Genomic DNA, 25274 nt, shown 5'->3' with positions numbered 1-25274 from the left:
GGGAGAAGAAAATACGATATAATGAAAACAACGATCAAGAAGAAAGCGGGTGGGCTTGTTTGAAGAGAGAGAAGTACGGGCCATTTATCGCGGCGGGAGTCACGGCCTTTTGTGTGGTGGCCGCGGCAATTTTACTGTTTTTCCTGATCTTCAACGCAGCCTCGGTCCGTGCTTTTTTCACGACGCTGTCACATATCCTGCGCCCTATTTTTATGGGGATGATACTGGCCTTTCTGTTGCTGCCAATCCAAAGGCATATCCTCAAGTTTATGTTGGCCATGACACCAAATCAGAAGCTGAAAAACAAGAACGATGTCCGATTTTTATCTATAATATCCATCGTCTTGAGTCTGCTGGTTGCCTTTATCCTGCTGTATCTGCTGCTGGCCATGGTAATTCCCCAGGTATATGACAGCATCGTCGGATTGGTCATGGCTTTCCCAGAGTACATTGAGAGCGCCCAGGTGTGGTTGTTAACCTTCCTGGAGGACAATCCAGAGATACAGTCCGCTATCATGCCTATCTATAACTCGGCGGCCACCTCTCTGGAGCAGTGGCTCTCCTCAGATATCCTGCCCAATTTAGAGTCGGTGTCCTCCACGCTGGACTGGCTGCGAGCTACGGTCCTACCGAACATTACCGGAGTTGTGTCCGGTGTATCCGCTATTTTGTTGGCTGCCTTACTGCTGATCAAGGACCTGTTGATTGCCATCATTGTTTCTGTCTATCTCCTTGTTCGGAAGGACACGTTTGCTGCTCAGAGTAAGAAGATTGTTTACAGTATCTTCCGTACAGACCACGCTGATTTGATTGTGTCTGAAACGAGAGAAGCCTACCGCATCATGAGTGGGTTTATTAATGGAAAGCTGTTGGATTCTCTCATTATCGGAATTATTTGTCTGGCCTGTTGTAATCTCTTTCACTTTCCCTATCCGGCTTTGGTTGCGACCATCATTGGTGTGACCAATGTGATTCCCTTTTTTGGTCCATTCATTGGAGCGATTCCCTGTATCCTGCTGATCTTTATCATTGATCCCATCCAGAGCATATATTTTGCCATTTTTGTTTTAGTGCTTCAGCAGTTTGACGGAAATATCCTGGGTCCTAAGATCTTGGGTGAGTCTACCGGGTTGGCCTCTTTCTGGGTCTTGTTTTCTATTATTCTGTTTGGCGGACTGTTTGGTTTTGCTGGGATGGTGCTGGGAGTGCCAGTATTTGCTATGATCTACAGTATAATCAGGCGGCTGGTCTGCTATGGCCTGCGCCGTCATAAGCTGCCAACTGAAACAGAGGTGTATATGGGGCGTACAGGCCCCATGTCCCTGCCAAATGGTCATAAGGAATAAAAAATCAGCCCCGGAGAGCAGCTCCGGGGCTGATTATATTTTAGATTACATATCAGTGGTCAGCACTTTCTTCAGATGGGCGAAGCGGGGGAGGGAATGTTCCTTGGGAGCGTCAGTTTCGCCTTGGATTAGGGGGAGTACATAATCGATGAAGGGCTGCTCCACGCCGTTTCCGGCCTCGTTGATCCACTCACGGGGGACCTTCTTCTCGAAGTTAGCCACGATGTCCAATGGCTCCAGAGAGGTCTGGCACTGATAGCCGCCCTCGCGGGTGCATTTGAAGGCCACCATCTTATCGGTTGTGCCGGCCACAGCGGCTTCAACAGCAGCGGAGCCAGCCTGCCAGGCTTCTTCGACATCGGTCTTGGAGGCGGCGTGGGAGGCACAACGCTGCAGCAGAGAGAGCTCGATTCCCCGGACCTTGGCGCCAGTGTGCTTCTTGATGACATCAGCCAGCATTACGGCCAGGCCGCCCAACTGAGCGTGGCCGAAGCCGTCGGTGGCGGAGGTTTCCGCCTCAGACACGAACCGGCCATCGGCGTAGTGGATACCCTCGGATACAGCGACCATGCACTTGCCGGTCTTATCATAGATGCTCTTGACATCGGCGATGAACCGGTCCATATCGAAGTCCACTTCGGGCAGGTAGACAAGGTCGGGACCACAGCCGGCGAGGGAAGCCAGAGCGGCCGAACCGGCCAGCCAGCCGGCGTGACGGCCCATGATCTCAATGACAGTGACCATGCCAGTGTCATAGACGTGGGCGTCCTGCCAGACCTCGGCGCAGGAGGTGGCGATATACTTGGCGGCAGAGGCGAAGCCGGGGCAGTGGTCTGTGCCGTTCAGGTCGTTATCAATTGTCTTGGGCACGCCCATGATGCGGCACTCATAGCCTACCTTCTGCATATACTTAGAAATCTTATTGCAGGTATCCATAGAGTCATTGCCGCCATTGTAGAAGAAGTAGCGGACGTTGTACTTCTGGAAAATCTCAAGGATCCGCTTGTAATCAGTGTCATCCTTGTCGGGGTCAGCCAGCTTGTAGCGGCAGGAGCCCAAAGCGGAAGAGGGGGTATACTTTAGAAGATCCAGTTCAGCGGGATCCTCCTGGGACATATCATACAGCTTGTCCTCCAGTACACCTTTGATGCCATGGGCAGCACCGAGAACACGGGTAATGCAATCGGACTTCAAAGCGGTCTGGATGACGCCCTGAGCGCTGGCGTTGATGACAGCGGTGGGGCCGCCAGACTGGCCAATGATACAAGCTCCGGTCAGTTTCTCCATGTTTGCTTCCTCCTTAAATATAAAAATACGTGGAAAAATGATTTAACTCAGAAATTCTCTTCTAAATTCTAGCACAGATACTTGTAATTATCAACTGTTAATGGTACAATAAGGATTACCAAATTCAAAGGAGATGGTAATTATGCCATTGGTTACTACTACAGAAATGTTCAAGAAAGCCTATGATGGCGGTTACGCAATCGGTGCTTTCAACGTCAATAACATGGAGATCGTTCAGGGCATTACCGAAGCTGCCAAGGAAGTCAATGCTCCCCTGATCCTCCAGGTCTCCAAAGGGGCCCGGGCTTATGCGAACCACACCTATCTGATGAAGCTGGTGGAGGCTGCTGTGATTGAGACCGGCCTGCCCATCTGCCTGCATCTGGATCATGGCGACAGCTTTGAGACCTGTAAGTCCTGTATTGACGGCGGCTTTACCTCCGTTATGATCGACGCCAGCTCCAAGCCCTTTGCCGAGAATATTGAGATCACCAAGAAAGTGGTGGAGTACGCCCATGACCACGGCGTGGTGGTTGAGGCGGAGCTGGGCGCTCTGGCTGGCGTTGAGGACGAAGTGAATGTGTCTGCTGAGGCCTCCCATTATACCCGCCCCGAAGAGGTAGAAGAGTTTGTGTCCAAGACTGGCTGTGACTCTTTGGCCATTGCTATCGGCACCAGTCACGGCGCTTATAAGTTCACCGCCGCTCAGTGTACCCGTAACGAGAAGGGCGAACTGGTGCCTCCACCCCTGCGATTTGACATCTTGGATGAAGTTGTGAAGCGCCTGCCCGGCTTCCCCATTGTGCTTCATGGCTCCTCTTCCGTGCCGCAGGAGTTTGTCAAGATGATTAATGAGAACGGCGGAAAGATGCCCGATGCCGTCGGTATTCCTGAGGAGCAGCTCCGTCAGGCCGCCCGTGGCGCTGTGTGTAAGATCAATATTGACTCCGACCTGCGTCTGGCCATGACTGGAACCATCCGCAAGTTCATGGCTGAACACCCTGATAAGTTTGATCCCCGTGAGTATCTAAAGCCTGCCCGTGCCGCTATCCAGGCTATGGTTAAGCATAAGCTGATTGATGTTTTGGGCTGCGACGGTAAGGCCTGATAATTTTCAAAAAGCAACGACTCCGGCCCCAGATCCGCTACGGCGGGTCTGGGGCCCTTTTCTGATCTCTCTGCATAAGATGAGAGAAGGGGGGAGGAAGAATGCTAAAAATCATACCTTATGACCGTTTTGCTGGAGTTGCCTATGCGCACCGCTGGGCCTATGAAAGAAACCCTAAATATATGAATTTCGATGAATTAGGAGGGGATTGTACTAACTTTGCTTCCCAGTGCCTCTATGCCGGGGCTGGAGTCATGAACTTCACACCCACCTTTGGCTGGTACTACAACAGCGGGGAAGACAGGGCTCCGGCGTGGACAGGGGTACCTTATTTTTTTAACTTTTTAACGAGGAAGCAAAAGACACCCGGTCCATTTGGGAGAGAGGTCCTGCTGGAACAGGTGGAACCGGGCGATTTTATCCAGCTTCGTTTCTCCGGACATCAGGAATTTAGCCATAATCCAATCGTGGTAGAGATAAAAAGAGAGAATGGGCCGGGCTCTATTCTTGTGGCCGCGCATAGTCAGGACACGGATTTTCGTCCCTTGAGCACCTATCCTTATGTACAGCTAAGATGTATCCATATCTTAGGTACATATCAATGGGGATGAAAGATACCATTAAAAAGCACCCAAAGTAGATACTTTGGGTGCTTTTTTAATGCTTCTTTGAATTGCGATGGCTTAGTTTCCTCAACCAGATCACCACTCCGGCCAGCAGAAGAACGATAACAAGAGTCAAAGCCGAACTAATAGTAGACATCATATCATAGGTGAGAAAAGGAAGAACTTCAATGGAGAAATTCTGTATGATAATGACACCATTCTCGGTAATGGTCTGAGTAAACATTTGATTCTGCAGCATACAAACAGCAGATTCCACTAGAGCGATAATGCCAGCAATAGCATAGATGAGGCGCAGAGGGAGGCGGACTCGCATCTGATCTTCCTCTGAAATATCAAAAAAACGGTACATCTGTCCAGAACCTTTAATTGAAACATAAAACAAATAAAAAGCAACGATTAATTGAAAGGAATCAAGGAATGCGGTAGGCATGGGTTCCTCCTAAAATACTGTTTAGCGAAATAAAAGTTAACAACAATAATAATATATTGCGGACCAATGATTGTCAACTGATTTAGATGCCACTTCACTTTGAATAAAAATTGAACTGCCTACAGACTCATAGGGTAATGCAAGAATGCAGCCATCAAATTTCATTATAATATGACTGAGTTTCAATTACAATAATTTTATCTTTACGACTTAAACAAATTTTGGCTACAAATTTGACATATCATACAAAAAGAATAAATATAGAAATGTTAGCGTTGACATTTTGCATGTACTGATATTAAAATAAACAACAAGAATTTGATTCCATAATAAGAGATAATATTTCATAATATGAAAAAACGATATTAAAGAGAAGTCTCTCTTTAGTATAATATTTGATCAAACAGGAGGAAAACAATGAAAAAGGTTCTTGCATTTGCGATGGCTTTGGCGATGGTGTTTTCCATGGCCGGCTGTGGAAACGGTAGTAATAGCGGCTCTACCAACAGCGGCGGAGATGAGGTAGAAACATTAAAAATTGGCGTTGTTTGCCCCATTTCTGGTGTCTCTGCTATTGCTGGAAAGTACATTACGAATGGTGTCGAGGTTGTAGAGAACGAGCTAGGCGGTAAGATCGACATTAAGGGCAAAGAGTATAACATCGAGTTCATTTACATGGACAATGAGGCATCCGAGGAAAAAACAACAAATGTGTTTCAGAAGTTAATTGAGGAAGAAAAGGTTATTGCTATAGTCGGCCCTGATATGTCCAAATGCGCATTGGCTGCTGGTCCGATTGCTCAGAATGCCAAATGCCCCATCGTTACTACCTTTGCGACTAACACTGCGGTTACTGAGGTAGGCGACTATATTTTCCGGGCCTGCTTTATTGATCCTTTCCAAGGGCAGATGGCTGCCCAGTATATCTGGGAGTCCGGATATGAGACTGCCAGCATTATGTTCAACAACGCTGATGCCTATGCGACTGGACTGAAGGACGCATTTATTGAAAGCTATGAAGCGCTGGGCGGTCAAATCTTGGCTATCGAAGAGTATTCCGGCTCTGATGTTAAGGACTATAACGTCCAGTTGACGAAGCTGGCCGCTGCCAATGCAGAGAGTGTATTTTTCCCCAACCTGCTGAGTGAGCTCGGCCTCCAGATCCAGCAGGCCCGCTCCGCTGGCATCACTTGCCCCATTATCTGTGGTGACTCTGCTGATACTCCTGAAGTCGGACAGGTGGCTGGTGCTGCTGTGGATGGCGTAGCCTATGTTTCCGCTTTTTCTGCTGAGTCTACCGATCCCGCTGCTGTTGAGTTTGTTGAGAAGTACACTGCCCTGCATCCCGATGAGCAACCCAATTCCAATGCTGAACTGGCTTATGAAGCTACTATGATGGTTCTCTATGCGTTGCAGAATGCAGAAGAGCTGACCCGCGATGGTGTCCGTGACGCTCTGGCTTCTATTGAGAATCTTCAACTGCCCTCTGGTCCTATGACGATGGGTGAGGATCGTAACCCCATTAAGGGTGGCGTGGTTATGCAGTATGATGCTGATGGTGTTTCCCATTATGTTTCTTCCATCAATCCTAGCTGATTTCTTTTGGATTTTTCATCGGTGACATAGGGCAGCAATTCTTTCTTAGGCATAACTGAATGTGCCGGCTGCGTTTGATACCAGCCGGCACATTTCCTTTCTTAGTAAATCCATTTTTTAGACATGATAGGAGGCGTTCCTGTGGCTACGATCCTACAATACTTAGTTTACGGCTTGCAATTGGGCAGCGTATATGCGTTGCTTGCATTGGGCTATACCATGGTCTATGGGATTGTTGGCATGATCAATTTTGCTCATGGTGACTTTTTGATGATTGGTGCATTGGGCACCTATTTTATTGCTCAACTTTTCTCCAGCTATCAGATTGATGGAACATTCCCAATGCTTATTGTAGGGATTATCATATTGATTGCTATGCTGGGCACTGGCGGAATCGCTGTAGCGACTGAGGCGATCGCTTACAGACCTCTGCGCAATAAACCTAGAATGATCGCGTTGATCACAGCTGTAGGTGTCTCCATGTTTTTGGAGAACTTTCCAAGGGCCTTACCTTTTATTGGCCCGAATCCTCGCTCGTTCCCCACACTATTTACGCCCAAAACCTTTAATGTTTTAGGGGCGTCTATCACTTCGACCCAGATTATCATGATCATATTGGCTGCTGTTACTATGATGGCACTATATTTCATGGTGAATGGCACAAAGATCGGTGGACAGATGAGGGCCGTCAGTATGGACAAGGATGCAGCTTCTTTGATGGGTATCAATGTCAACCGCGTCATTTCCATCACATTCTTCGTAGGCGGCGCTCTGGCCGCAGTGTCTGGTATTTGCTATGCCAGTGCCTATCCTCAGGTTGATGTGTATATGGGTTCCTGGCTGGGCAATATGTCATTTGTCGCAGCCGTTCTGGGTGGTATCGGTGATATTAGGGGGGCCATGTTGGGGGGCTTTATCCTTGGGATCGCCCAAATATTTGCTACCGCTTTGAACTCTACCTTCGGCTATGCTGTCGGATTCATTATTTTGATTGTTATCCTTTTGGTCAAGCCTGCCGGTATCATGGGCAAGCTGGTCATAGAGAAAGTTTAAGGAGGGGTGATCTTTATGAATATAAAGAAATTGATTAAGTCGATTTACCCCGCCTTAATTGTTGTCCTTTTATATGTAGTTGTAACGGTCCTGCGCTCTGTGGGTATCCTAAATGGCTATTATATTCAAGTCATGATGTTTGCCGGCATCAACATTATGATGACAGCCAGTCTGAACTTGGTCAATGGCTTTACTGGACAGTTCTGTATTGGCCACGCTGGCTTTATGTCCCTAGGTGCTTATGGAGCCGCGGTCATTACCACCATGGTATTTGATGGTAAGAATATTCCGGTAGTTGCCCAGGTCCCTGTCTTTTTGTTAGGCCTACTGGTAGGAGGGTGTGTGGCTGCCTTGGTAGGAGTGCTGATTGGGATGCCCTCCCTAAAGCTAAAGGGGGACTATTTGGCCATTGTTACTCTGGCCTTTGGTGAAATTGTCCGCGCTATCCTTCGTCTGATCCAGCCGATTGGCGGAGCCAGAGGCATGATTGGCATTCCAAATTACTCCAATTTTGCCTGGATCTTATTCTTTATGGCGTTGACGTTATATCTATTGCGTAACCTTATCTATTCTCCCTACGGCCGCGCCTTTATCGCAATTCGGGACAATGAGATTGCTGCAGATGCCATGGGCATCAATACTACCCGCTACAAGATCACATCGTTCTGTATCGCTGCCTTTATTGCCGGCGTAGCAGGCGGCCTGTATGCTCATGTGCTAGCCTTCATTCAGCCGGACTCCTTTAGCTTTACAAAGAGCTCCGATTTCTTGGTCTACTTGTATGCCGGGGGTTCCGGATCTCTGACTGGTTCTATTTTGGGCGCCACACTGTTGACCATCCTGCCTGAGGTTCTCCGCTTTTTGGCCGACTGGCGCCTGGCGGTGTATGCGGCTATTCTGGTCATTGTGATGCTCTATCGCTCAGAGGGGCTTTGTGGTGGCAAGGAAGTTCCCTTTATGCGTATTTCTCGTGCGTCCCTGTACGAGACTCCGCTGTTTGGCTCAAAGAAGGATAAAGAGCCTGCGGGTGTCTCTAAGTCCTGAGAAGGGAGAAGTGGTGATATGAGTCTTCTTGAGGTCAAAAACCTCTCTATCATGTTCGGTGGGCTTTGCGCCGTGGATAATTTTAATTTGGAAGTTGAAAAGGGCGAATTAATTGCCATTATTGGGCCAAACGGTGCAGGAAAGACAACCGTATTTAATATGCTGACCGGTATTTACAAACCCACCACCGGTACCATTAAGCTAGATGGGGTGGATATGGTAGGGCTTAAACCCTATCAGTTTGCGCGACAGGGGATTACCCGAACTTTCCAGAACATCCGCCTGTTCTCTAATGCCAGTGTGGCGGACAATGTAAAGATGGCCCATACTATGCATAACGACCAGAATCTAGCCAAATGTTTTTTGCGTACACCGGGCATGGTGAAGAGCGAAAGGGAGCTGGATGAGAAGGTCATGGGTCTGTTAGACCGTCTGGGACTGGCCGACAAAGCAAATTTACTAGCAAAAAATCTGCCCTATGGCGATCAGCGCCGTCTGGAAATTGCACGTGCCCTGATGACGGATCCCAAGATCCTGTTGTTGGATGAGCCAGTAGCTGGTATGATTACCACTGAACTGGAGGATATGGCGAACCTGGTAGCACAGATTCGCAAGGACTTTGGTGTGACTATCATTTTGATCGAGCACCACATGAACTTTGTAATGCCTATTGCGGACCGCATCAAAGTCTTAGACTTTGGTAAGACCATAGCTGAAGGGGTGCCCGCCGAAGTGCAGGCCAATCCGAAGGTTATCGAGGCATACTTAGGAGGAGGCTATCAGAATGTCGCTACTTGAGATTCGGGATCTTCATGTGTCCTATGGAGCCATTAATGCGGTACAAGGCGTTTCCTTCTCGATGGAAAAAGGGGAGATTGTGGCGTTGATTGGGTCCAATGGCGCTGGAAAGTCCACCATTCTGCGCACCATCTCTGGTCTGGAGCACGCAAAAAGCGGGTCAATTCTGTTTCAGGGAACAGAATTGACCAAGATGAAGCCCCATAAGATTGTAGAACAGGGCATTGCCCATGTGCCAGAAGGCCGCCGGGTATTTTCGAAGATGTCCGTCACTGAAAACCTGACTATGGGAGCCAATCTGATAAAAGATAGAGCTTTCATAAAAGATGGTCTGGAACGGGTATTTACTATCTTTCCACGACTGAAGGAGCGTGAAAAGCAGCAGGCTGGGACACTTTCTGGAGGTGAGCAGCAGATGCTGGCGTTAGGCCGGGCCTTGATGACCAACGGAAGCCTGTTAATGCTAGACGAGCCTTCCATGGGGCTGGCTCCTATTGTTGTAGAAGATATTTTTCGCGTCATCAGGCAAATTAATGAAACTGGCACTAGCATCTTGCTCATCGAACAGAACGCCTTTTTAGCTCTGAATACGGCCTCCCACGCTTATGTGCTGGAGACGGGGAAAATTACCATGCAAGGTGCCTCTCAGGATTTGCTAGCTGATGAGCGTGTGAAGGCAGCCTATCTGGGTGCCTAAGCATATACAACAAACTGATTTGTAGGAGTGAATGAACGATGCAGTTGTCAAATTTGGCCCAAAATCTGGGTGGATCAGTCATTCGGGAGATGTTCAATGAGGCCTTGAAAATGGAGGATACTATCAGCTTTACAGTTGGCGAGCCGGACTTTATCACTCCGCGCCCCATCATTGAAGAGGCATGCCGATGCTGGGAGTCCGGTATGACTCACTATACCCCGAACAGTGGCGTGTTGGAACTGCGCCAAGCGATTGCGGAGTACCATGCCAATGATCTGAAGCCTGATCCCACAAACCAAATTATGGTGTCCTGCGGTGCCACTGAGGCGATCCAGATGGCTTTGTTCACCTTGGTAAATCCCGGTGATGAAGTCATCGTAATCACACCGGCCTGGCCTAATTATTTTGGACAGATTGGTATGGTGGGCGCCAGAATGATCTGTGTCCCAGCACGTGAGGAAAACGGATTTATCCCAGATCCTGATGACATCAAGGCCGCGATCACACCTAAAACAAAAGCTATCATTCTCAACTCACCCTCTAATCCTACCGGTGCGGTGATTGACAAGGATACTTGCAAAGCCCTGGCTGACCTGCTCCGCGAGCGGGATATCTTTATCATTGCCGATGAGATATACAGCCGGTTAGTTTATGATGATGCGGGCTATACCAGCATTACCTCCTTTGATGGAATCATGGAAAAGACTGTGTACATTAGCGGCTTCTCCAAAATGTTTGCCATGACTGGCTGGCGCCTTGGTTATGCGATCTCCCAGCCTGATATTATCCGTAACATGACTAAACTGCACGAGAACGGAGCTTCCTGTCTGCCGGCCCCCAGCCAGATTGCGGCCGCCTGTGGGCTACGTCAGTGCCAGTCTGAGATTGAGAATATGCGGCAGAGCTATCTTCGCCGCCGTGACCTGATCTGTTCACTGATTGACCAGACCCCTGGTCTGTCTATTAAAAAGCCAAAGGGTGCCTTCTATGCCTTTGTCAATGCCAAGGAACTGACAGAGTTCACCGGGATGAATTCCCGTGACTTGTGTATGGATCTACTGAAGAAGACCGGGGTCGTTACTGTCCCTGGATCCGGATTCGGTGACAGTGGGGAAGGATTCATCCGAATTACCTACGCCACCTCTGACGAAAATATTAAGAGGGGCTTTGAGCGCATCCAGGGCTATATTCAGGGCCTGGGATTTTGAATCTAAATCTATGATCAAATGAAGGGCAGGGGCCTTGTCTGGGGACAGGGCCTCTGCCTTTGTTTTGATTCCCTTGAATTTTGTTTTGGAAAATGCTATGCTGGAATCAAGAAACTACAATGGAGCGGATAATGAATATGTTAGCCTATACTTTTTTGGAACAAGGAACATTCAAATTGTTGGAGAAAGAGAGACCAGTGATCTTGGATGACCGAGACGCGATCGTGCGGGTCACCTTAGCCAGCATTTGTACCAGTGACCTCCACATCAAGCATGGCTCTGTACCAAGAGCAGTGCCAGGTATTACGGTCGGCCATGAGATGGTGGGCGTAGTAGAGAAGGCTGGTCCTGCTGTATTATCAGTGAAGCCTGGTGACAGGGTCACCGTAAATGTAGAGACTTTCTGTGGGCACTGTTTTTTCTGCCAGCATGGCTGGGTGAATAACTGCATAGACCCAAATGGTGGCTGGGCCTTGGGCTGCCGCATCGATGGCGGGCAGGCAGAATATGTGAGAGTTCCCTATGCGGACCAGAGCTTGGATAAGATCCCTGATTCCGTGACTGACCGTCAGGCCCTTTTTGTAGGTGACATTCTGTCTACAGGTTATTGGGCGGCCCAGATATCAGATATCAGCCCTGATGACACTGTGCTTATCATCGGGGCCGGCCCGACAGGTATATGTACCTTACAGTGTGTTTTGTTAAAAAGTCCAAAACGTGTGATTGTATGTGAGCGGGAAGAACAGCGCCTCCAGTTTCTCCACCGTTACTATCCTCAGGTGCTGGCGACCACACCGGAAAAAGCACTGGACTATGTACGGCGAAACAGCGACCACGGCGGCGCGGATGTAGTGCTCGAGGTCGCTGGTGGAGCGGAAACCTTTCGTATGGCCTGGCAGTGTGCCAGACCCAATGGCACTGTGGCAGTAGTGGCGCTGTATGACGGTCCTCAGCAGCTGCCCTTGCCCGAAATGTACGGGAAAAATCTGACCTTCAAGACTGGTGGTGTGGATGGTTGCAGCTGTGCGGAGATATTAAAGCTGATCAAGGAGGGAATGCTGGACACCACGCCGTTAATCACCCATACCTTTCACCTAGAGGAGATCGAGGCGGCCTATGACCTCTTTGAACATCGGCGGGATAACGTGATAAAAGTGGCTATTGAGATGGGGGAGAAGTCCTAATGATCTTATATTTTTCCGGAACTGGAAACAGCCGTTATGCCGCTGAACTTTTGTCAGAGCAGTTGAATGAAGAACTCCTGGATCTAGGAAAACGAATCAAAAGTGGTGAAAAAAGCCCAATTTTTTCTACTGGGCCTTGGGTTTTTGTAAGTCCTACCTATGGTTGGCAACTTCCTCATATCTTTGAGGAATATCTTAGAGCCGTAGAGCTGCTGGGGGACAAAAGGGCCTATTTTGTCCTGACTTGTGGCAGTGATATTGGCGGCGCAGGGCGATATCTAGCGGAATTATGCCAGGCAAAGGGGCTTATTTACCGAGGAACCCTAGAGGTGGTAATGCCAGAAAATTATATTGCGTTGTTTCCTGTGCCGGAAGAACAGGAGGCAGAGCAGATCATTGAGAGAGCAGTCCCTGTCCTTCAACATGGTGTTAACTGGATCGCCCAGGATAGGGACTTCCCCCAACGTAAAGTAGGGATTGTGGATCGCATCAAAAGTGGCTTAGTCAACCGTGCCTTTTACCGCTTTGTGATAAAGGCAGACCTCTTTTACGCAAAAGACTCCTGTGTTGGGTGTGGAAAATGTGTTGCAAACTGCCCTTTGAATAACGTGAAACTCAATAACCAAATCCCTGTATGGGGAAAGCACTGTACACATTGTATGGCCTGCATCTGCAACTGCCCTGCCCAGGCGATTGAATATGGAAGTCGGAGCAAAAATAAACCCCGATACCGATGTCTGCCCTATAAGAAACAATGATGCTCTGTCTTCCTATAAAAAGGAGATCCCATCCAACCCGATGGGATCTCCCTTTTTGTAGCCTAAAACCACTCGCCTAGCAAGTGGTTCAAAATAGCGATAAGCAAGTTTGCTATATAAATAGGAGTATGGTCTGCCCACTGCACAAAGAGTAGAGAAGGGAGGGCTTCATGTGCGAATGAATAACAGTTTATCATAAGATATGTAACTCAGTAGTGTCATCCGTGAGGAATAAAGGGCTATGCCCGCATAGAGACAACCACCAGCGAAGCTGGTGGTTGTGTTCTTATGGAGCGGTCAGCCAGGCCCCCACCAGAACAGCGGCCAGTTGTTTCTGATAATCTGGATCCAACAGTTGTGCCTCCTCTTCTGGATTCGTTAAAAATCCACACTCCACCAGGACGGCTGGACAACTAATATGATTCATAAGATAGACCGTATCCGGAATTTGCTTTACCGACCGCTCATTTTCTGGCTGGAGTGTCCCCTTGACTACCGCCTGAATATGTTCCGCCAGTTCCTTAGAGCCCTCTGTGGGCGCATAGAATACCTGTGCGCCGTGATAGCGATTATTCGGATAAGTATTCTGATGGATACTAAGCAGAGTGGCACTTCTTTGTCCCTCAATAGCAGCCACTCTATTTTTTAGATCAGATACCTTCTTTTCACGCAGTGAAACCGCACTGTTGTCGTGGAGGGAAATATCTTCTTCTCGAAGGACCATGGGAGATACTCCGTAAAAGGCCAAAATATCCCGCATCCTCAATACCACTGCCAGATTAATCTGACTTTCCGGCATACCAGTGAGTGAGACAGCACCCCCATCTTCTCCACCATGCCCGGCATCCAGAATCAGATTGGCCTGGCTATTTACTAAAGAGGAAGATGACGCTATTCTATCCATTCTCCCCATGCATAAGCGCAGCGACCAGTTCAGCAAAAACAATACTGTCACGATAGCCAATCCTAGCAATAACATCCGCCGCCTCATAAGACCACCTCGACCTAACATATGGAGACGGACAAGAGCAATATTCCCTATTTAAAATAAAATTTATTTTGGCCACCAAATCTTGTCTTCCTTGGTAAAGAAATAGAGAAGATAACCAGAAAGCCCAAAAGTTCCATCCTTGACTCCCTTTTTCTCCAGGGACCACGTTACCGGTCAGACCATACACTGGGATGAGGGCCCATCCGCCCCTCAAATCCAACCAAGGAGGGAATCCCTTTGAATCAAGAGATCGGTAGTTCCTGCCCCCTGCAGACTAGCTGCCCTGATAATTATGGTACTCTGCCGTCCTGTGCAGGACTGGCAGTCCCTTACGTCCCATTTCAGCAGGATAGACCCAATAAATATTCCCAAAGTGAGGCTCTGAGCAACGGTACACTCTTTCCAGGCCTCAACCTCCCCTTCCATTTGAAGGTGGAAGGTTCCACTTTGCCCACAAATCCGCTGGTAGAGCTCCAGGCTCTGGAATTCGTCGTACTAGAACTTGGGATTTATCTTGACACCCATCCTGACGATACGGAGGCATTCACCCTTTTCAAGCAGTATGCCGCCATGGAAAAGTCGGCCAAAGCCGCTTACGAAAGCAAATTCGGACCCCTGACCAAAGCCGCGGCGGCGACTGGAGAGCGATACAACTGGCTCCAGGAGCCCTGGCCTTGGAATTTCCAGCAGAATGAGGTGAAGTAAATGTTTATTTATGAAAAGAAGCTTCAATTTCCAGTAAAAATTGCCACTCCAAATCCTAAGTTGGCCGCTTTTATTATCAGTCAATATGGTGGTCCAGATGGAGAACTAGGTGCCTCTATGCGCTATCTATCCCAGCGTTATGCCATGCCTTATGCTGAGGCAAAAGGCGTATTGACGGACATCGGCACTGAGGAGCTGGGCCATATGGAGATGGTAGCCGCCATCGTTCACCAACTGACTCGAAACCTCACCGACGAAGATGTGCGAAATAATCCAACCTTTGCTCCTTATTTCGTAGACCACACCACAGGTGTCTATCCTACTGCCGCTTCCGGGTTCCCTTGGAGCGCCGGCTCTATCCAATCTACCGGCGATGTCATTGCCGACTTGACTGAAGACTTGGCGGCCGAACAAAAGGCCCGCCTCACCTATGATAACATTCTCCGCCTTTCCGATGACCCAGATGTCAACAACGTCATCCGTTTTCTGCGAGAGCGGGAAATTGTCCACTTCCAGCGATTTGGCGAGTGTTTGCGCCTGTGCAAAGAGAAGATGGACGCAAGAAACGTCTACCTTACTAACCCGGCCTTTGACAAAGCACAACCCAGGACTCCTGCTAGAGGTTAAAAAAACAGCCAGGCTCCCCTTTATTAGGGGGCCTGGCTCTTCTCAAAGCTGATAGAAACTGTCCGTACAGATTTACAATAAGGCGAAAACCTGCTAGAATAAAATAAATCAAACTCGGCACCAGAAGGAGCAGGACGATGAAAGCAAAGACTCTCTTTTACTGTACAGAATGCGGGAACGAGATGCCAAAATGGCAGGGGAAATGTCCTGCCTGCGGCGCATGGAATACGGTGGTAGAGCAACCCACAGAAAAGCCCGTCAAAAAAGCAGGAATTAACCATCCCAGAGGTTCCGCGGCTGGCGTGGCCGGTCACCGTCCCAAACTCATGAAAGATGTGGAGATCACAGATGAGCTGAGATTTTGTACAGGAATGGGAGAGCTGGACCGGGTTCTGGGAGGCGGTGCGGTCAAGGGATCGCTGGTTCTGATAGGCGGTGCTCCTGGCATTGGAAAGTCCACACTTATGCTGCAGATCTGCGATAATCTGTGCCGGTTTGCCACAGTTTTGTATGTATCAGGAGAGGAATCCGAACGGCAGATCAAACTCCGAGCGCAGAGGCTAAACGTGGCAGAGGAGGGGCTTCATCTGCTGGCGGAAACCGATCTGGAGAACATGATTGATTCAGTTCATCATCTCCAGCCTGATGTGCTCATTGTGGATTCTATTCAGACTTTATACCACGGGGATGTGAATGCCGCCCCTGGAAGCATAAGCCAAGTAAAGGAATGCACACTGGCGTTGATGCAGCTTGCAAAGGGAGAGGGAATTACTGTTTTTGTCATCGGACATGTGAACAAAGAGGGCTTTATTGCCGGGCCTAAGGTGCTGGAGCATATGGTAGACTGTGTCCTTTATTTTGAAGGTGAGAGGCATATGGCCTACCGCATTTTAAGGGCGGCCAAGAACCGCTTTGGCGCGACCAATGAGATTGGTGTTTTTGAGATGGAGGATGGTGGACTGTGTGAAGTGCCAAACCCCTCGGAAACTCTGTTAGCTGGCCGTCCCATGGATGCTCCGGGTACCTGTGTTACCTGTGTTATGGAGGGAGTACGCCCGGTGCTGGCAGAGATCCAGGCCCTAGTGGTGCCCAGCAGCCTAGGAAATCCTAGAAGAGTGAGCAATGGCTTCGAATATAACCGCACCATGTTGTTGCTGGCCGTGCTGGAAAAACGCGGCGGCCTTTTACTGGGAAATTGTGACAGCTATCTAAATGTCATTGGAGGGCTAACATTAGACGAACCAGCGGCAGATTTAGCAGTTGTGTTGGCTATGGCCTCCAGTTTTCGGGACAGACCGGTACCTCATGATCTTGCTGCTATTGGGGAAGTGGGGCTGACCGGAGAACTTCGGGCAGTCAGTGCGTTAGGCCAACGCCTGTCCGAAGTCCAGCGGCTAGGCTTTACAAAATGTCTGATTCCAAAGCGTGTCCAGGGCAAACTAATTGCTCCGGAGGGACTAGAGTTGATCCGGGTTTCCAGTATTCGGGAGGCTCTGGCGACGTTGCTGTAAAGCTTTTTTACTTAAGGGAACAAAATTAATACAGCTGGAGCTAGAAGTTAACCCGGAGGAGGCGGCTCGGTAGAGAGAACAGTATCCGTCCTTCTGATAAACACAGGAATCAGTGCACATGATCAAGCTCATTCTTTTCACCTCCAGTATCGAGAGTAAGTAGTATGTCCTAGAGTGGAAAAGATATGAGATATGGAGGGATATGAAAAATTGGTTTGGAAGCTTGAAGGATAGTGAGTAAGTTGCTGTTCTAGGGCCGCCAGTCCTGATGATGCCCTGATCAAAAAAGGTATTGTTCAACGGCGTTTTTATCGGCCTAAGAAAAAGCGGATAACCTTCCGCCTTCGGCTCTCTCTGGTCGTGTCCTCCATTCTGGATAAATTGAAACGTCCCAGGACATAAAAAAGGGGAGAGGGCCGCCGCCCCTCTCCCGGTCGCTTACATAATTTTCGGTAGTGGAAATTCGATGCTGTTTCCAGCTTTTTCCGCCCACTCTAGCAGGGTGTTTACTCCGTCCCGGACTTCTGCTAGTTCTTCTCTTATGGGTTGCACTTCTTCTTGTATTGTAGTTTTCATTCTTGCTTCGCTCTCTTGGAGCATTTGCTTCATAGCTTGTAATAGTTCTTGGTCCGTCATGTCGAGCCCTCCTGGTCTGATTATATATGGTATCTGTCATTGTACCGGGTCCGGGGGAGTTTGTCAATCTCTCGTTTCCCGCCTCCCATCCTGGTTTTCGTCGGCTTGCCGAACTCGGCGGCGGCGAGTTCGGTTGTTCACATCGTCCATAAATTCCTAATAGGGTCAAGGAGGCCGTAGGCCGCTCGACAAAGAAACTGGCTCTTTGGAGCCAGTTTCTTTGATCCTTGACGCTATTCGGTATTTATGGCCTATCCCGTAGGGATACCTTATGAAAATAGTGCTTGACTTTCTTCCTTTTTTGTGATTATATTAAGTTAGCTTATCCGGAAGGGAAGGAAAAAAAGTCTGACTCACCTTAAAAGCTAGACTTTTGGTCCAACAATAACCGTCCATTTTGTTGACCGCCTCGGTCCTTTATTTTTTTAAGATAATAGGTCAACAAAATAAAAATTTTGTTGACCTAAAAGGAGGGGAATCGGTAGTTTAACCGGAAACTATGGATTATCGAACTGAAGCTCCCGCACTAATCAGAGATTTTCTTGTCTATCATGAAACTATCCAAGGACATTCCAGTCGCACAATAGATGAATATTTTCTGGATCTGCGTAGTTTCTTTCGCTATATTAAACAGAAAAAAAATCTTATATCTAAGGATGTTCCATTTGACAGTATCATGATTGATGATGTCGACCTATCTCTGGTCCACAGCATCACATTAAGCGATGTCTATGATTTTATGAGTTTTCTCTCCCAAGATCGCTCACTTACAGCTACGTCAAGAGCTCGAAAAGTCGCTACAATCCGCTCCTTTTATAAATACTTGACTAATAAGGCCAAGCTGTTAAGAGAGAATCCTGTGCAAGATTTGGACTCACCTAGGCTACGCAAATCACTCCCAAGATATCTGAATCTTGATGAAAGCATAGAGCTTCTGGATTCAGTGGCTGGAAAAAACTCTAGTCGTGATTATTGTATTCTTACTTTGTTCCTAAACTGTGGATTGCGTATTTCTGAGTTGGTAGGCTTAAATGTAACAGATGTTCGAGGCGATCAACTGCGTGTTTTGGGAAAAGGAAATAAAGAGCGGATGCTCTATTTGAATGAAGCTTGTCAACAGGCGCTTCAGGATTGGATAACTGAGCGAAGCATGTTGACGTTAGTCGATCAAAAGGCGTTATTTGTCACGTTGCAAAATAGGCGTCGGATATCCAGAGCGGCAGTCCATAAACTGGTCAAAAAGCATCTATTAGCTGCAGGGCTGGACAGTAGCCAGTATTCAGCGCATAAACTGCGCCATACAGCGGCTACCCTTATGCTTCAAAACGGTGTAGATGTACGTACCCTCCAGGAAGTTTTGGGGCACGATAATCTCAATACTACCCAGATTTATACCCATGTAGATAGTGATGATCTTCGTACCGCAGCCAGGGCCAATCCCCTTGGCCGAGTATCTCGAACAAAGACGAAAAATCAAAAGAAAGAGGTTTGATACATGTACGCTGCCTGCTTTATTCTGACCATGCTCCCCCCTATCCTTATTCTGTGTGTGGGAATCATATGGAAAGTATCCCCGCCCAAAATGGACAGCAAGGGGTTGGCCTACCGTACAGCGTTGTCTACACGCAGTGAAGAAACTTGGAGCTTTGCACATCGCCATTGCTCAAAGCTCTGGATTCGTCTTGGCATCGTACTTGGGTTGGTGACCGCTCTGCTGATGTGGTTTTTTCGGGACCAGTATCTCAATTTTATTTTGTGGCTTCTGGCCGGTCAGATGGTATTTTTTTGTTTGTCCGCCTTTCTAGTAGATTTGCTGTTAAAAAATGGATTTGATGAACATGGAAACAAACTAATATAAAAAAGACCTCCAAGTTTTTTCTTGGAGGCCTTTTTATTATTTAATGTGATACAGTCGGGCGTTTGGCTTCCAAAATACCTGGGATGATGGAACACAGAGAGCCAACGACAATCAAAAGGATACCAAGCAGCATATTTCCCGGGATATCTTCCCTATGGAGCCACCAAGCCAGTATCGGTGACAGAGCGGGCTTAAAAAAGTATACTAGGGAAACTACACTAGCTGGCTGATATTCCATAGCCAAAAAGTAGGAGCAGAACCCGATACCTGCTACACCGGCAGAAACATAGAGCACATAGGGGAGATTTTCTATGGTATAACCGGCCAGGATAGGAATGTTGGCGAAATTTGGCAGACCAGCCGAGGTGATCGCCGCCGCCACAGCCGGAATGTGAGATAGGACGATAAAAAGAAGTACGATGAGGCTTCCAAATAGGAAACTAAAGCAGGTCACGACCACACCGCCATACTCAGCACACTTCCGCTTTCCCATAACCCCGTACAGAGAAAACAACAGGGTAGATAGCAACGCCAACGATACCCCCAACATATTCAGGTTGCTGTGGAATGGATTGATGATCGCCAGAGTCCCGATGATTTCAAAAATAAGGGCTGCCACATGACGTTTTTTAATGGGCTCATGGAGCAGAAAGAAGGCCAGGAAGGTCACGAATACCGGATTACAACTGAAGAGGACCGCAGTGACCGAGGAACTGGTATACTCGACAGCTAGATGGAGAATTGTCATGCTCAGAGATATCCCAGTGAACCCTAAAAGGGCAAAATAAGCCAGAGTTTTCGTATCAAGCCTCTTTTTCCTCTTTCGAAGTGTATGCAGGGCCAAAGGTAATAGGAAGAGAAAGCCAATAACAAAACGAGCAAAGGTCAACTGGACAGGGTTCAGTTCTCCAGCAATAAATTTCAATACCACCTCAAAGGAGCTGAACATGACTACCGCAATAGCAATATACAGATATCCTGTTTTCACAAATAACGCCTCCCCTCTCGATAGAATAATTATACCATATGCTAAAGAAAATGGAACTGCACAATAGTAAAAAACTAATAATGAAAGAAGGGCCCCCAAATAGTATTGAGGGCCTTTAAATCATCAAAGTATTATTTCAGAAGTGCTGAAAAATCATCCTCTGTCAAGATCTGGATTCCTAGCTCCTGTGCTTTGCGCAGTTTTGATCCGGCGGACTCCCCTGCTACTACATAGGTGGTCTTTTTAGATACAGAACTGGCGGCCTTTCCACCTCTTGCCTCGATCAATTCAGTGGCCTCATCCCGGGTAAAGCGTTCCAGTGCCCCTGTCAAAACAAAAATCATACCAGCGAAGCGCTGGTCATCTCCCCGATCAGTTGCCGTCATATTGACGCCTGCCTCCCGCAGACGAGAGATCAAATGCCGGCTTTGAGGGCTGGACATCCACTCCAACAAGCTGTGTGCTGTAATCTCTCCAATATCATCAATGGCGGTGAGCTCCTCTAACGTAGCCGTTTCCAAAGCATCTAGGGTCTTGAAGTGGGCAGCCAATACTTTTCCGGCCTTCTGGCCCACCTGACGGATACCGAAGGCGTAGATCAGTCGGGACAGGTCCTGGGATTTAGAGTTCTCAATCGCTGAAATAAGATTTTGAGCTGATTTTTTACCCATCCGGTCCAGCTTTGCGATATCTTCCTCACAAAGAAAGTAGAGATCACCTGGGGTCTTGACTAGGCCGGCCCCAACAAGGTTCTCCACCACTGCGATACCCATACCATCGATATCCATGGCATCCCGGCTGGCAAAATGGGCTAGATTGCGAAGCAGCTGCGCTGGACATTCGGATCCAGTACAACGGATATGGGCCCCGTCCTCATCTCGTTCCACCGGAGCCCCGCACACCGGACAGACAGATGGCAAAAAGTAGGGGCGTGTTCCTTCCGGACGCTGCTCCATAACGACAGACAGAACCTCTGGTATGATCTCCCCTGCTTTCCGAACCAGAACTGTGTCGCCAATGCGAATATCCTTTTCCGAAATAAAATCCTGATTATGCAGAGTCGCGCTGGTCACCGTAGTACCGGCGAGCCGGACCGGCTCCAGTACTGCTTTGGGTGTCAGTACCCCAGTTCGCCCTACCTGGACTAAAATATCCGTCATTTTGGAGGGCTTGACTTCAGGCGGGTACTTATAGGCAGCGGCCCAGCGGGGAAATTTTGCGGTGGAACCTAGGCGTTCTCTATCTGACAGGCTATTTACCTTTACGACCGCTCCGTCAATATCGAACTGGAAGGAATCACGGTTCTCTCCGATCTCTGCGATATGGTCCATCACCTGCTCCATCTGTTGACAGTTGTAATGCGGAATCACCTTGAAGTTATTGCGTTTCAAGTATTCCAGTGTCTCCAGATGTGTGGACAGAGCGGCCCCCTCAATCCACTGGATGTTAAATACTAGTATGTCAAGCCTCCGAGATGCGGCAATTTTGGGATCTAGCTGGCGGAGCGAGCCAGCGGCGGCATTTCTTGGATTGGCAAAAAGAGGTTCTCCCCTGCGCTCACGTTCCTCATTGAGCGCATGAAAAACCTGTTTAGGCATGAATACCTCACCGCGGACAATCAGGTGAGCCGGCATATCCGGCAGACGCATAGGGATAGAGCGGATCGTCCTCAAATTTTCTGTGACATCCTCCCCTACCCGGCCATCTCCCCGTGTTGCCCCACGGACAAAGAGACCATTTTCATATTCCAGCGCGACAGAAAGTCCATCCACCTTAGGCTCCACTACATAATGGGCATCCGGGACCACCCCTCGGACCCGGATGTCAAAAGCCTTCAGTTCTTCAAAATCAAAGACATCCTGGAGCGACTCCAGGGGGACCCGGTGCTCTACTTGAGAAAACGCCTCCAGTGCCTTCCCACCCACCCTCTGGGTGGGAGAGTCAGGAGTTATTGCCTCTGGGTGGGCTGCCTCCAGCTCCTCAAGACGGCGCAATTTGTGGTCATATTCATAGTCAGACATGGTTGGCGCATCATACACATAATACTCCAAACCGGCCTGTATCAGCTCATGGCGTAGTACCTCGAGCTCCTTCAATTCATCCATATCCAGGTAACTCCTTTGTGGTGCACTGAAATTTAATGGTCAGCTGTGGCAGCAGGGCATTTATCAGCCAGAAGATCCAGAATCCCACCAGAGTGCCCGCAGTATTGAGGATTACATCATCCACATCGCTACTGCGCCCAATGAAAAACTGGACAAATTCAATAAAAACAGAGGTGCAAAGACCAACCAGAGCGGATTTCCACCACCGCCAGCCCCGCCACAGTAAAGCAGGGAAAAAACCAATAGGGCAGAAGATACCGATATTCGCGACCATTAAAAACATGACCCATGGCCCGCGAAAGGCCCGAATGATCTCTTGAAAGGGGGTGAGCTGTAAAGTATCCCACTGGATCTGCCAATCGACAGGCGGAAATAGAGGCTCCATTCCATGCAGGACCCAGTACCATCGATTCAAGCTCCAGAAATTAGCAGGAAAAAGGGTTACAGAGGCCAATCCAGCGCAAAACATGACAAAAAGGAGCAGAACAGCCTCTCTCCCGCTGCTGCTTGACAGCCCAAGACTGGCCAGTCTTCTTTTGCGGGACGGCAGGAACAGAAGAAATCCGAATACTCCGATCAGCATACAGGGAAGCATCTGCAGACCGTAATCCAAGATATTACCCCAATACCATTGTATTGTTTCCCAAAGACTCATCTGTAAAACTCCGTTTAATGGCCTGATATCCCGTCCAAGCTGAGATAGGTGTTGGGTACCTGTCCTACGATCACTGTTTCCGCGACACAAAGCTCTGTATCCAGCGGCACTTCTATGGCGCTGCCTGCCAGCAGGACTGTGGCGGGAATGGAGAGATGGAGCCAGATCCGGTGACGAGTCTGGTTGACTCCCGCCTCCGAAAATTCGCTCTCAAACTCCGCTTGGACAGTTCCTACGGACATAGCCCTGACATGAAGCGAGGGTCCAGCCGCCCAGAGTAGCTCAGAATCAAAGAGGCTCCCTATTGGGATCTGAATGGTTGAAACATCGATACCATCTAATTCTTCTAGGATTTGATTAACCAGATATGCCCTGAGCTGGTTCATAGATGCCATATCCGTGGAAAGTGAGGTAATCGCACCGCTTTCCTCACGCTGTATCGTAACTAGATCGCCATATCCCAGTTGGCGCTGTGCCAGATCTTCTACAACAGATCGCTCGATCAGGCCTGTTAATTGATTTTGAATCTGGGTAGTAGCCGCCGCCGCTATAACGGGCTTTATCCTGGACTCCAAGAAACTGATGATTGAGAAAGATAGGAGCAAAGCGACGCCAAGTGTGACCAGCCAACGCGGGACGTGAACTGGAAATGAATAGGACCGTCCCACTCCCCTGCCGGCCGATCTATAAAATAGGCCGCCGTGTATTTTTCGGTATAATTCACGCCGTAAAGGACCCATGACCATATCCTCACCCCCCATAGGGAGAAGATATGTAATTTCCGGCTTGGCCTATTCCCTGGGAACCGGCTGATCTGAGCCAAGGAGCTCTTGGACGGCCAGCAGGATCCCCAGTCTGCCCGACTCGAAGGTCAGGCCGCCCTGGAGATACACCGTATAGGGCGGACGCATGGGGGCATCAGCGGACAGTTCGATGGAGGCTCCCTGAATAAAGGCGCCAGCAGCCATAATGACTTGGCTGTCATAACCGGGCATATCCCAGGGTTCCGGGGTCACATAGGAGTCCACAGGCGCGCCGAACTGGATGCCCTTACAAAATTTTTTAAGGGCTTCCGGTTCCCGCATATGAATCATTTGGATGATATCGTGACGGACGGCACTGGAGTGTGGCTCTGTTTCATAGCCCAGCAGTTCCATTACTTTTGCGCCAAAAACAGCCGTTTTAACAGCCTGAGCCACGGTGTGAGGGGCCAAAAACAGTCCCTGGTAAAGCAGACGGTTCTGGCCCAGAGTACAGCCGCACTCCCCACCGATTCCTGGAACTGTAAGCCGTTGGGCCGCCCCCTCTACCAGATCGCGGCGGCCAGCGATATAGCCTCCAGTGGGTGCCAGTCCGCCGCCGGGATTTTTAATCAGGGAGCCTACTACTAGGTCGGCCCCTACATGGGTCGGCTCCAGAGTTTCTACAAATTCACCATAGCAGTTGTCCACCAAAATGGCGGCATTGGGATTCGCCCTTTTGATGATAGCACACATCTCTCCAATCTCCGCCACAGAGAGGGAGGCTCGAGTAGAATACCCTTTTGATCGCTGGATCAGCACCGCTTTTACCTTGGGATTGGCCGCCATCCGGGCAATCCCCTCCAAGTCTGGGGCGTCGTCTACCAGCTCCACTTGACGATATTCCACGCCGTAGTCCTTTAGAGATCCATGCCCCTTTTCCGCTGTACCTATGACACCTAAAAGGGTATCATAGGGGGCCCCGACAGCGGAAACCAGCACATCACCAGCCTTCAGAGCGCCAAAAAGAGCGGAGGCGATGGCATGGGTACCGTTGACGAACTGTATCCGGACAAGAGCGGCCTCTGTGCCAAAAAGAGCAGCATAGATCTCATCCAGCTTGTCCCGGCCAAGGTCATCATAGCCGTAGCCGGTGGTGCCGGCAAAATAGTTATCCGCCACCCGGTGGTCTTGAAAGGCAGCCAGCACCCGCTGGGTATTTTCCTGGGCTATGATATCGATGCGGGAAAATTCATCAACCAGCTCCCTCTGGGCCTGATCACCCAGAGCACGCACTTTATCGCTTAACTGTAAAGGCATTTT

Annotated in this window: 25 protein-coding genes; 16 read left to right on the top strand and 9 right to left on the bottom strand. The window is 48.9% G+C overall.

Annotated features, from left to right (window positions below; translation table 11 throughout):
- Positions 1-59: 59 nt before the first annotated feature.
- On the top strand, positions 60-1346 hold the full coding sequence (locus tag ACEVJK_RS05675) for an AI-2E family transporter (RefSeq protein WP_374740186.1): 1287 nt from the start codon (positions 60-62) through the stop codon (positions 1344-1346).
- Positions 1347-1391: 45 nt separating this feature from the next.
- On the opposite strand, the gene ACEVJK_RS05670 is transcribed toward ACEVJK_RS05675, so the two are convergent.
- Positions 1392-2633, bottom strand: coding sequence for a 6-phosphofructokinase (locus tag ACEVJK_RS05670; RefSeq protein ID WP_240287642.1), 1242 nt, complete (start codon positions 2631-2633; stop codon positions 1392-1394).
- A gap of 142 nt (positions 2634-2775) precedes the next feature.
- On the opposite strand from ACEVJK_RS05670, the gene fba reads away from it, so the two are divergent.
- Together fba and ACEVJK_RS05660 are read left to right on the top strand one after the other, a co-directional pair.
- Entirely contained in the window at positions 2776-3741 is a 966-nt protein-coding gene (gene fba / locus ACEVJK_RS05665) for a class II fructose-1,6-bisphosphate aldolase (protein ID WP_147571804.1), read from the top strand.
- Positions 3742-3842: 101 nt separating this feature from the next.
- On the top strand, positions 3843-4352 hold the full coding sequence (locus ACEVJK_RS05660; RefSeq protein WP_374740185.1) for an amidase domain-containing protein: 510 nt from the start codon (positions 3843-3845) through the stop codon (positions 4350-4352).
- A gap of 46 nt (positions 4353-4398) precedes the next feature.
- On the opposite strand, the gene ACEVJK_RS05655 is transcribed toward ACEVJK_RS05660, so the two are convergent.
- The gene (locus ACEVJK_RS05655) at positions 4399-4797 is read right to left on the bottom strand and encodes a hypothetical protein (RefSeq protein WP_186852595.1); all 399 of its coding nucleotides are present in this window, start codon (positions 4795-4797) and stop codon (positions 4399-4401) included.
- A gap of 417 nt (positions 4798-5214) precedes the next feature.
- Here ACEVJK_RS05655 and ACEVJK_RS05650 point away from each other — a divergent pair, with 417 nt between their 5' ends.
- The 8 genes from ACEVJK_RS05650 (at position 5215) to ACEVJK_RS05615 (ending at position 13135) form a co-directional block, all read left to right on the top strand.
- A complete protein-coding gene (locus tag ACEVJK_RS05650) occupies positions 5215-6393 on the top strand; it encodes an ABC transporter substrate-binding protein (protein ID WP_186852594.1) in 1179 nt (392 codons plus the stop codon).
- 141 nt (positions 6394-6534) lie between these two features.
- A complete protein-coding gene (locus ACEVJK_RS05645) occupies positions 6535-7446 on the top strand; it encodes a branched-chain amino acid ABC transporter permease (RefSeq protein WP_262670249.1) in 912 nt (303 codons plus the stop codon).
- Between the two features lie 15 nt (positions 7447-7461).
- Positions 7462-8490: a branched-chain amino acid ABC transporter permease gene (locus ACEVJK_RS05640; protein ID WP_207721925.1), complete on the top strand. Its 1029-nt coding sequence runs from the start codon at positions 7462-7464 to the stop codon at positions 8488-8490.
- An 18-nt stretch (positions 8491-8508) separates the two neighbouring features.
- Positions 8509-9288, top strand: a complete 780-nt coding sequence (locus ACEVJK_RS05635) for an ABC transporter ATP-binding protein (RefSeq protein ID WP_186852592.1) — start codon at positions 8509-8511, stop codon at positions 9286-9288.
- A complete protein-coding gene (locus tag ACEVJK_RS05630) occupies positions 9275-9985 on the top strand; it encodes an ABC transporter ATP-binding protein (RefSeq protein WP_186852591.1) in 711 nt (236 codons plus the stop codon). The genes ACEVJK_RS05635 and ACEVJK_RS05630 overlap by 14 nt, the downstream gene beginning before the upstream one ends.
- 38 nt (positions 9986-10023) lie before the next feature.
- Complete coding sequence (locus ACEVJK_RS05625; protein WP_240287646.1) at positions 10024-11193, top strand: pyridoxal phosphate-dependent aminotransferase; 1170 nt, start codon at positions 10024-10026, stop codon at positions 11191-11193.
- A 176-nt stretch (positions 11194-11369) separates the two neighbouring features.
- Positions 11370-12377 (top strand): alcohol dehydrogenase, encoded by a 1008-nt coding sequence (locus ACEVJK_RS05620; RefSeq protein WP_374740183.1) that lies wholly within the window; start codon positions 11370-11372, stop codon positions 12375-12377.
- A complete protein-coding gene (locus ACEVJK_RS05615) occupies positions 12377-13135 on the top strand; it encodes an EFR1 family ferrodoxin (protein ID WP_374740181.1) in 759 nt (252 codons plus the stop codon). The genes ACEVJK_RS05620 and ACEVJK_RS05615 overlap by 1 nt, the downstream gene beginning before the upstream one ends.
- Positions 13136-13421: 286 nt before the next feature.
- Here ACEVJK_RS05615 and ACEVJK_RS05610 read toward each other — a convergent pair whose 3' ends face one another.
- Positions 13422-14090: an N-acetylmuramoyl-L-alanine amidase gene (locus ACEVJK_RS05610; RefSeq protein ID WP_374740179.1), complete on the bottom strand. Its 669-nt coding sequence runs from the start codon at positions 14088-14090 to the stop codon at positions 13422-13424.
- A 273-nt stretch (positions 14091-14363) separates the two neighbouring features.
- Here ACEVJK_RS05610 and ACEVJK_RS05605 point away from each other — a divergent pair, with 273 nt between their 5' ends.
- The 3 genes from ACEVJK_RS05605 (at position 14364) to radA (ending at position 16969) form a co-directional block, all read left to right on the top strand.
- Positions 14364-14831 (top strand): spore coat protein CotJB, encoded by a 468-nt coding sequence (locus ACEVJK_RS05605; RefSeq protein ID WP_240287650.1) that lies wholly within the window; start codon positions 14364-14366, stop codon positions 14829-14831.
- On the top strand, positions 14832-15458 hold the full coding sequence (locus tag ACEVJK_RS05600) for a manganese catalase family protein (protein ID WP_147571795.1): 627 nt from the start codon (positions 14832-14834) through the stop codon (positions 15456-15458).
- Between the two features lie 137 nt (positions 15459-15595).
- Positions 15596-16969 (top strand): DNA repair protein RadA, encoded by a 1374-nt coding sequence (radA, locus tag ACEVJK_RS05595; protein ID WP_374740178.1) that lies wholly within the window; start codon positions 15596-15598, stop codon positions 16967-16969.
- Between the two features lie 438 nt (positions 16970-17407).
- On the opposite strand, the gene ACEVJK_RS05590 is transcribed toward radA, so the two are convergent.
- A complete protein-coding gene (locus tag ACEVJK_RS05590; RefSeq protein ID WP_374740177.1) occupies positions 17408-17605 on the bottom strand; it encodes a hypothetical protein in 198 nt (65 codons plus the stop codon).
- A gap of 499 nt (positions 17606-18104) precedes the next feature.
- Between ACEVJK_RS05590 and ACEVJK_RS05585 the strand changes: the two genes are divergently transcribed.
- Positions 18105-19097: a tyrosine recombinase XerC gene (locus ACEVJK_RS05585; protein WP_147571775.1), complete on the top strand. Its 993-nt coding sequence runs from the start codon at positions 18105-18107 to the stop codon at positions 19095-19097.
- Between the two features lie 3 nt (positions 19098-19100).
- Positions 19101-19463 (top strand): SdpI family protein, encoded by a 363-nt coding sequence (locus tag ACEVJK_RS05580; RefSeq protein WP_147571776.1) that lies wholly within the window; start codon positions 19101-19103, stop codon positions 19461-19463.
- 40 nt (positions 19464-19503) lie between these two features.
- On the opposite strand, the gene ACEVJK_RS05575 is transcribed toward ACEVJK_RS05580, so the two are convergent.
- The 5 genes from ACEVJK_RS05575 to ACEVJK_RS05555 all read right to left on the bottom strand — a co-directional run bounded on the left by ACEVJK_RS05575 (position 19504) and on the right by ACEVJK_RS05555 (position 25271).
- On the bottom strand, positions 19504-20451 hold the full coding sequence (locus ACEVJK_RS05575) for a DMT family transporter (protein ID WP_262670329.1): 948 nt from the start codon (positions 20449-20451) through the stop codon (positions 19504-19506).
- Positions 20452-20582: 131 nt separating this feature from the next.
- The gene (gene ligA, locus ACEVJK_RS05570) at positions 20583-22556 is read right to left on the bottom strand and encodes an NAD-dependent DNA ligase LigA (protein ID WP_374740176.1); all 1974 of its coding nucleotides are present in this window, start codon (positions 22554-22556) and stop codon (positions 20583-20585) included.
- Positions 22549-23139 carry a VanZ family protein gene (locus ACEVJK_RS05565; RefSeq protein ID WP_374740175.1) on the bottom strand — a complete coding sequence of 197 codons (591 nt, stop codon included), beginning with the start codon at positions 23137-23139 and terminating at the stop codon, positions 22549-22551. Before ACEVJK_RS05565 ends, ligA begins: the two co-directional genes overlap by 8 nt.
- An 86-nt stretch (positions 23140-23225) precedes the next feature.
- Positions 23226-23957 (bottom strand): sporulation protein YunB, encoded by a 732-nt coding sequence (gene yunB / locus ACEVJK_RS05560; protein ID WP_147571780.1) that lies wholly within the window; start codon positions 23955-23957, stop codon positions 23226-23228.
- A 45-nt stretch (positions 23958-24002) separates the two neighbouring features.
- A complete protein-coding gene (locus tag ACEVJK_RS05555; protein WP_374740174.1) occupies positions 24003-25271 on the bottom strand; it encodes an aminotransferase class I/II-fold pyridoxal phosphate-dependent enzyme in 1269 nt (422 codons plus the stop codon).
- Positions 25272-25274: the final 3 nt, after the last annotated feature.

The organism is Flintibacter sp. P01028, from assembly GCF_041925235.1.
GTDB lineage: Bacteria > Bacillota > Clostridia > Oscillospirales > Oscillospiraceae > Lawsonibacter > Lawsonibacter aceti.
Note: the sequence above shows the minus strand (reverse complement) of the source record. Positions and strands in the feature narration are given on the sequence as shown.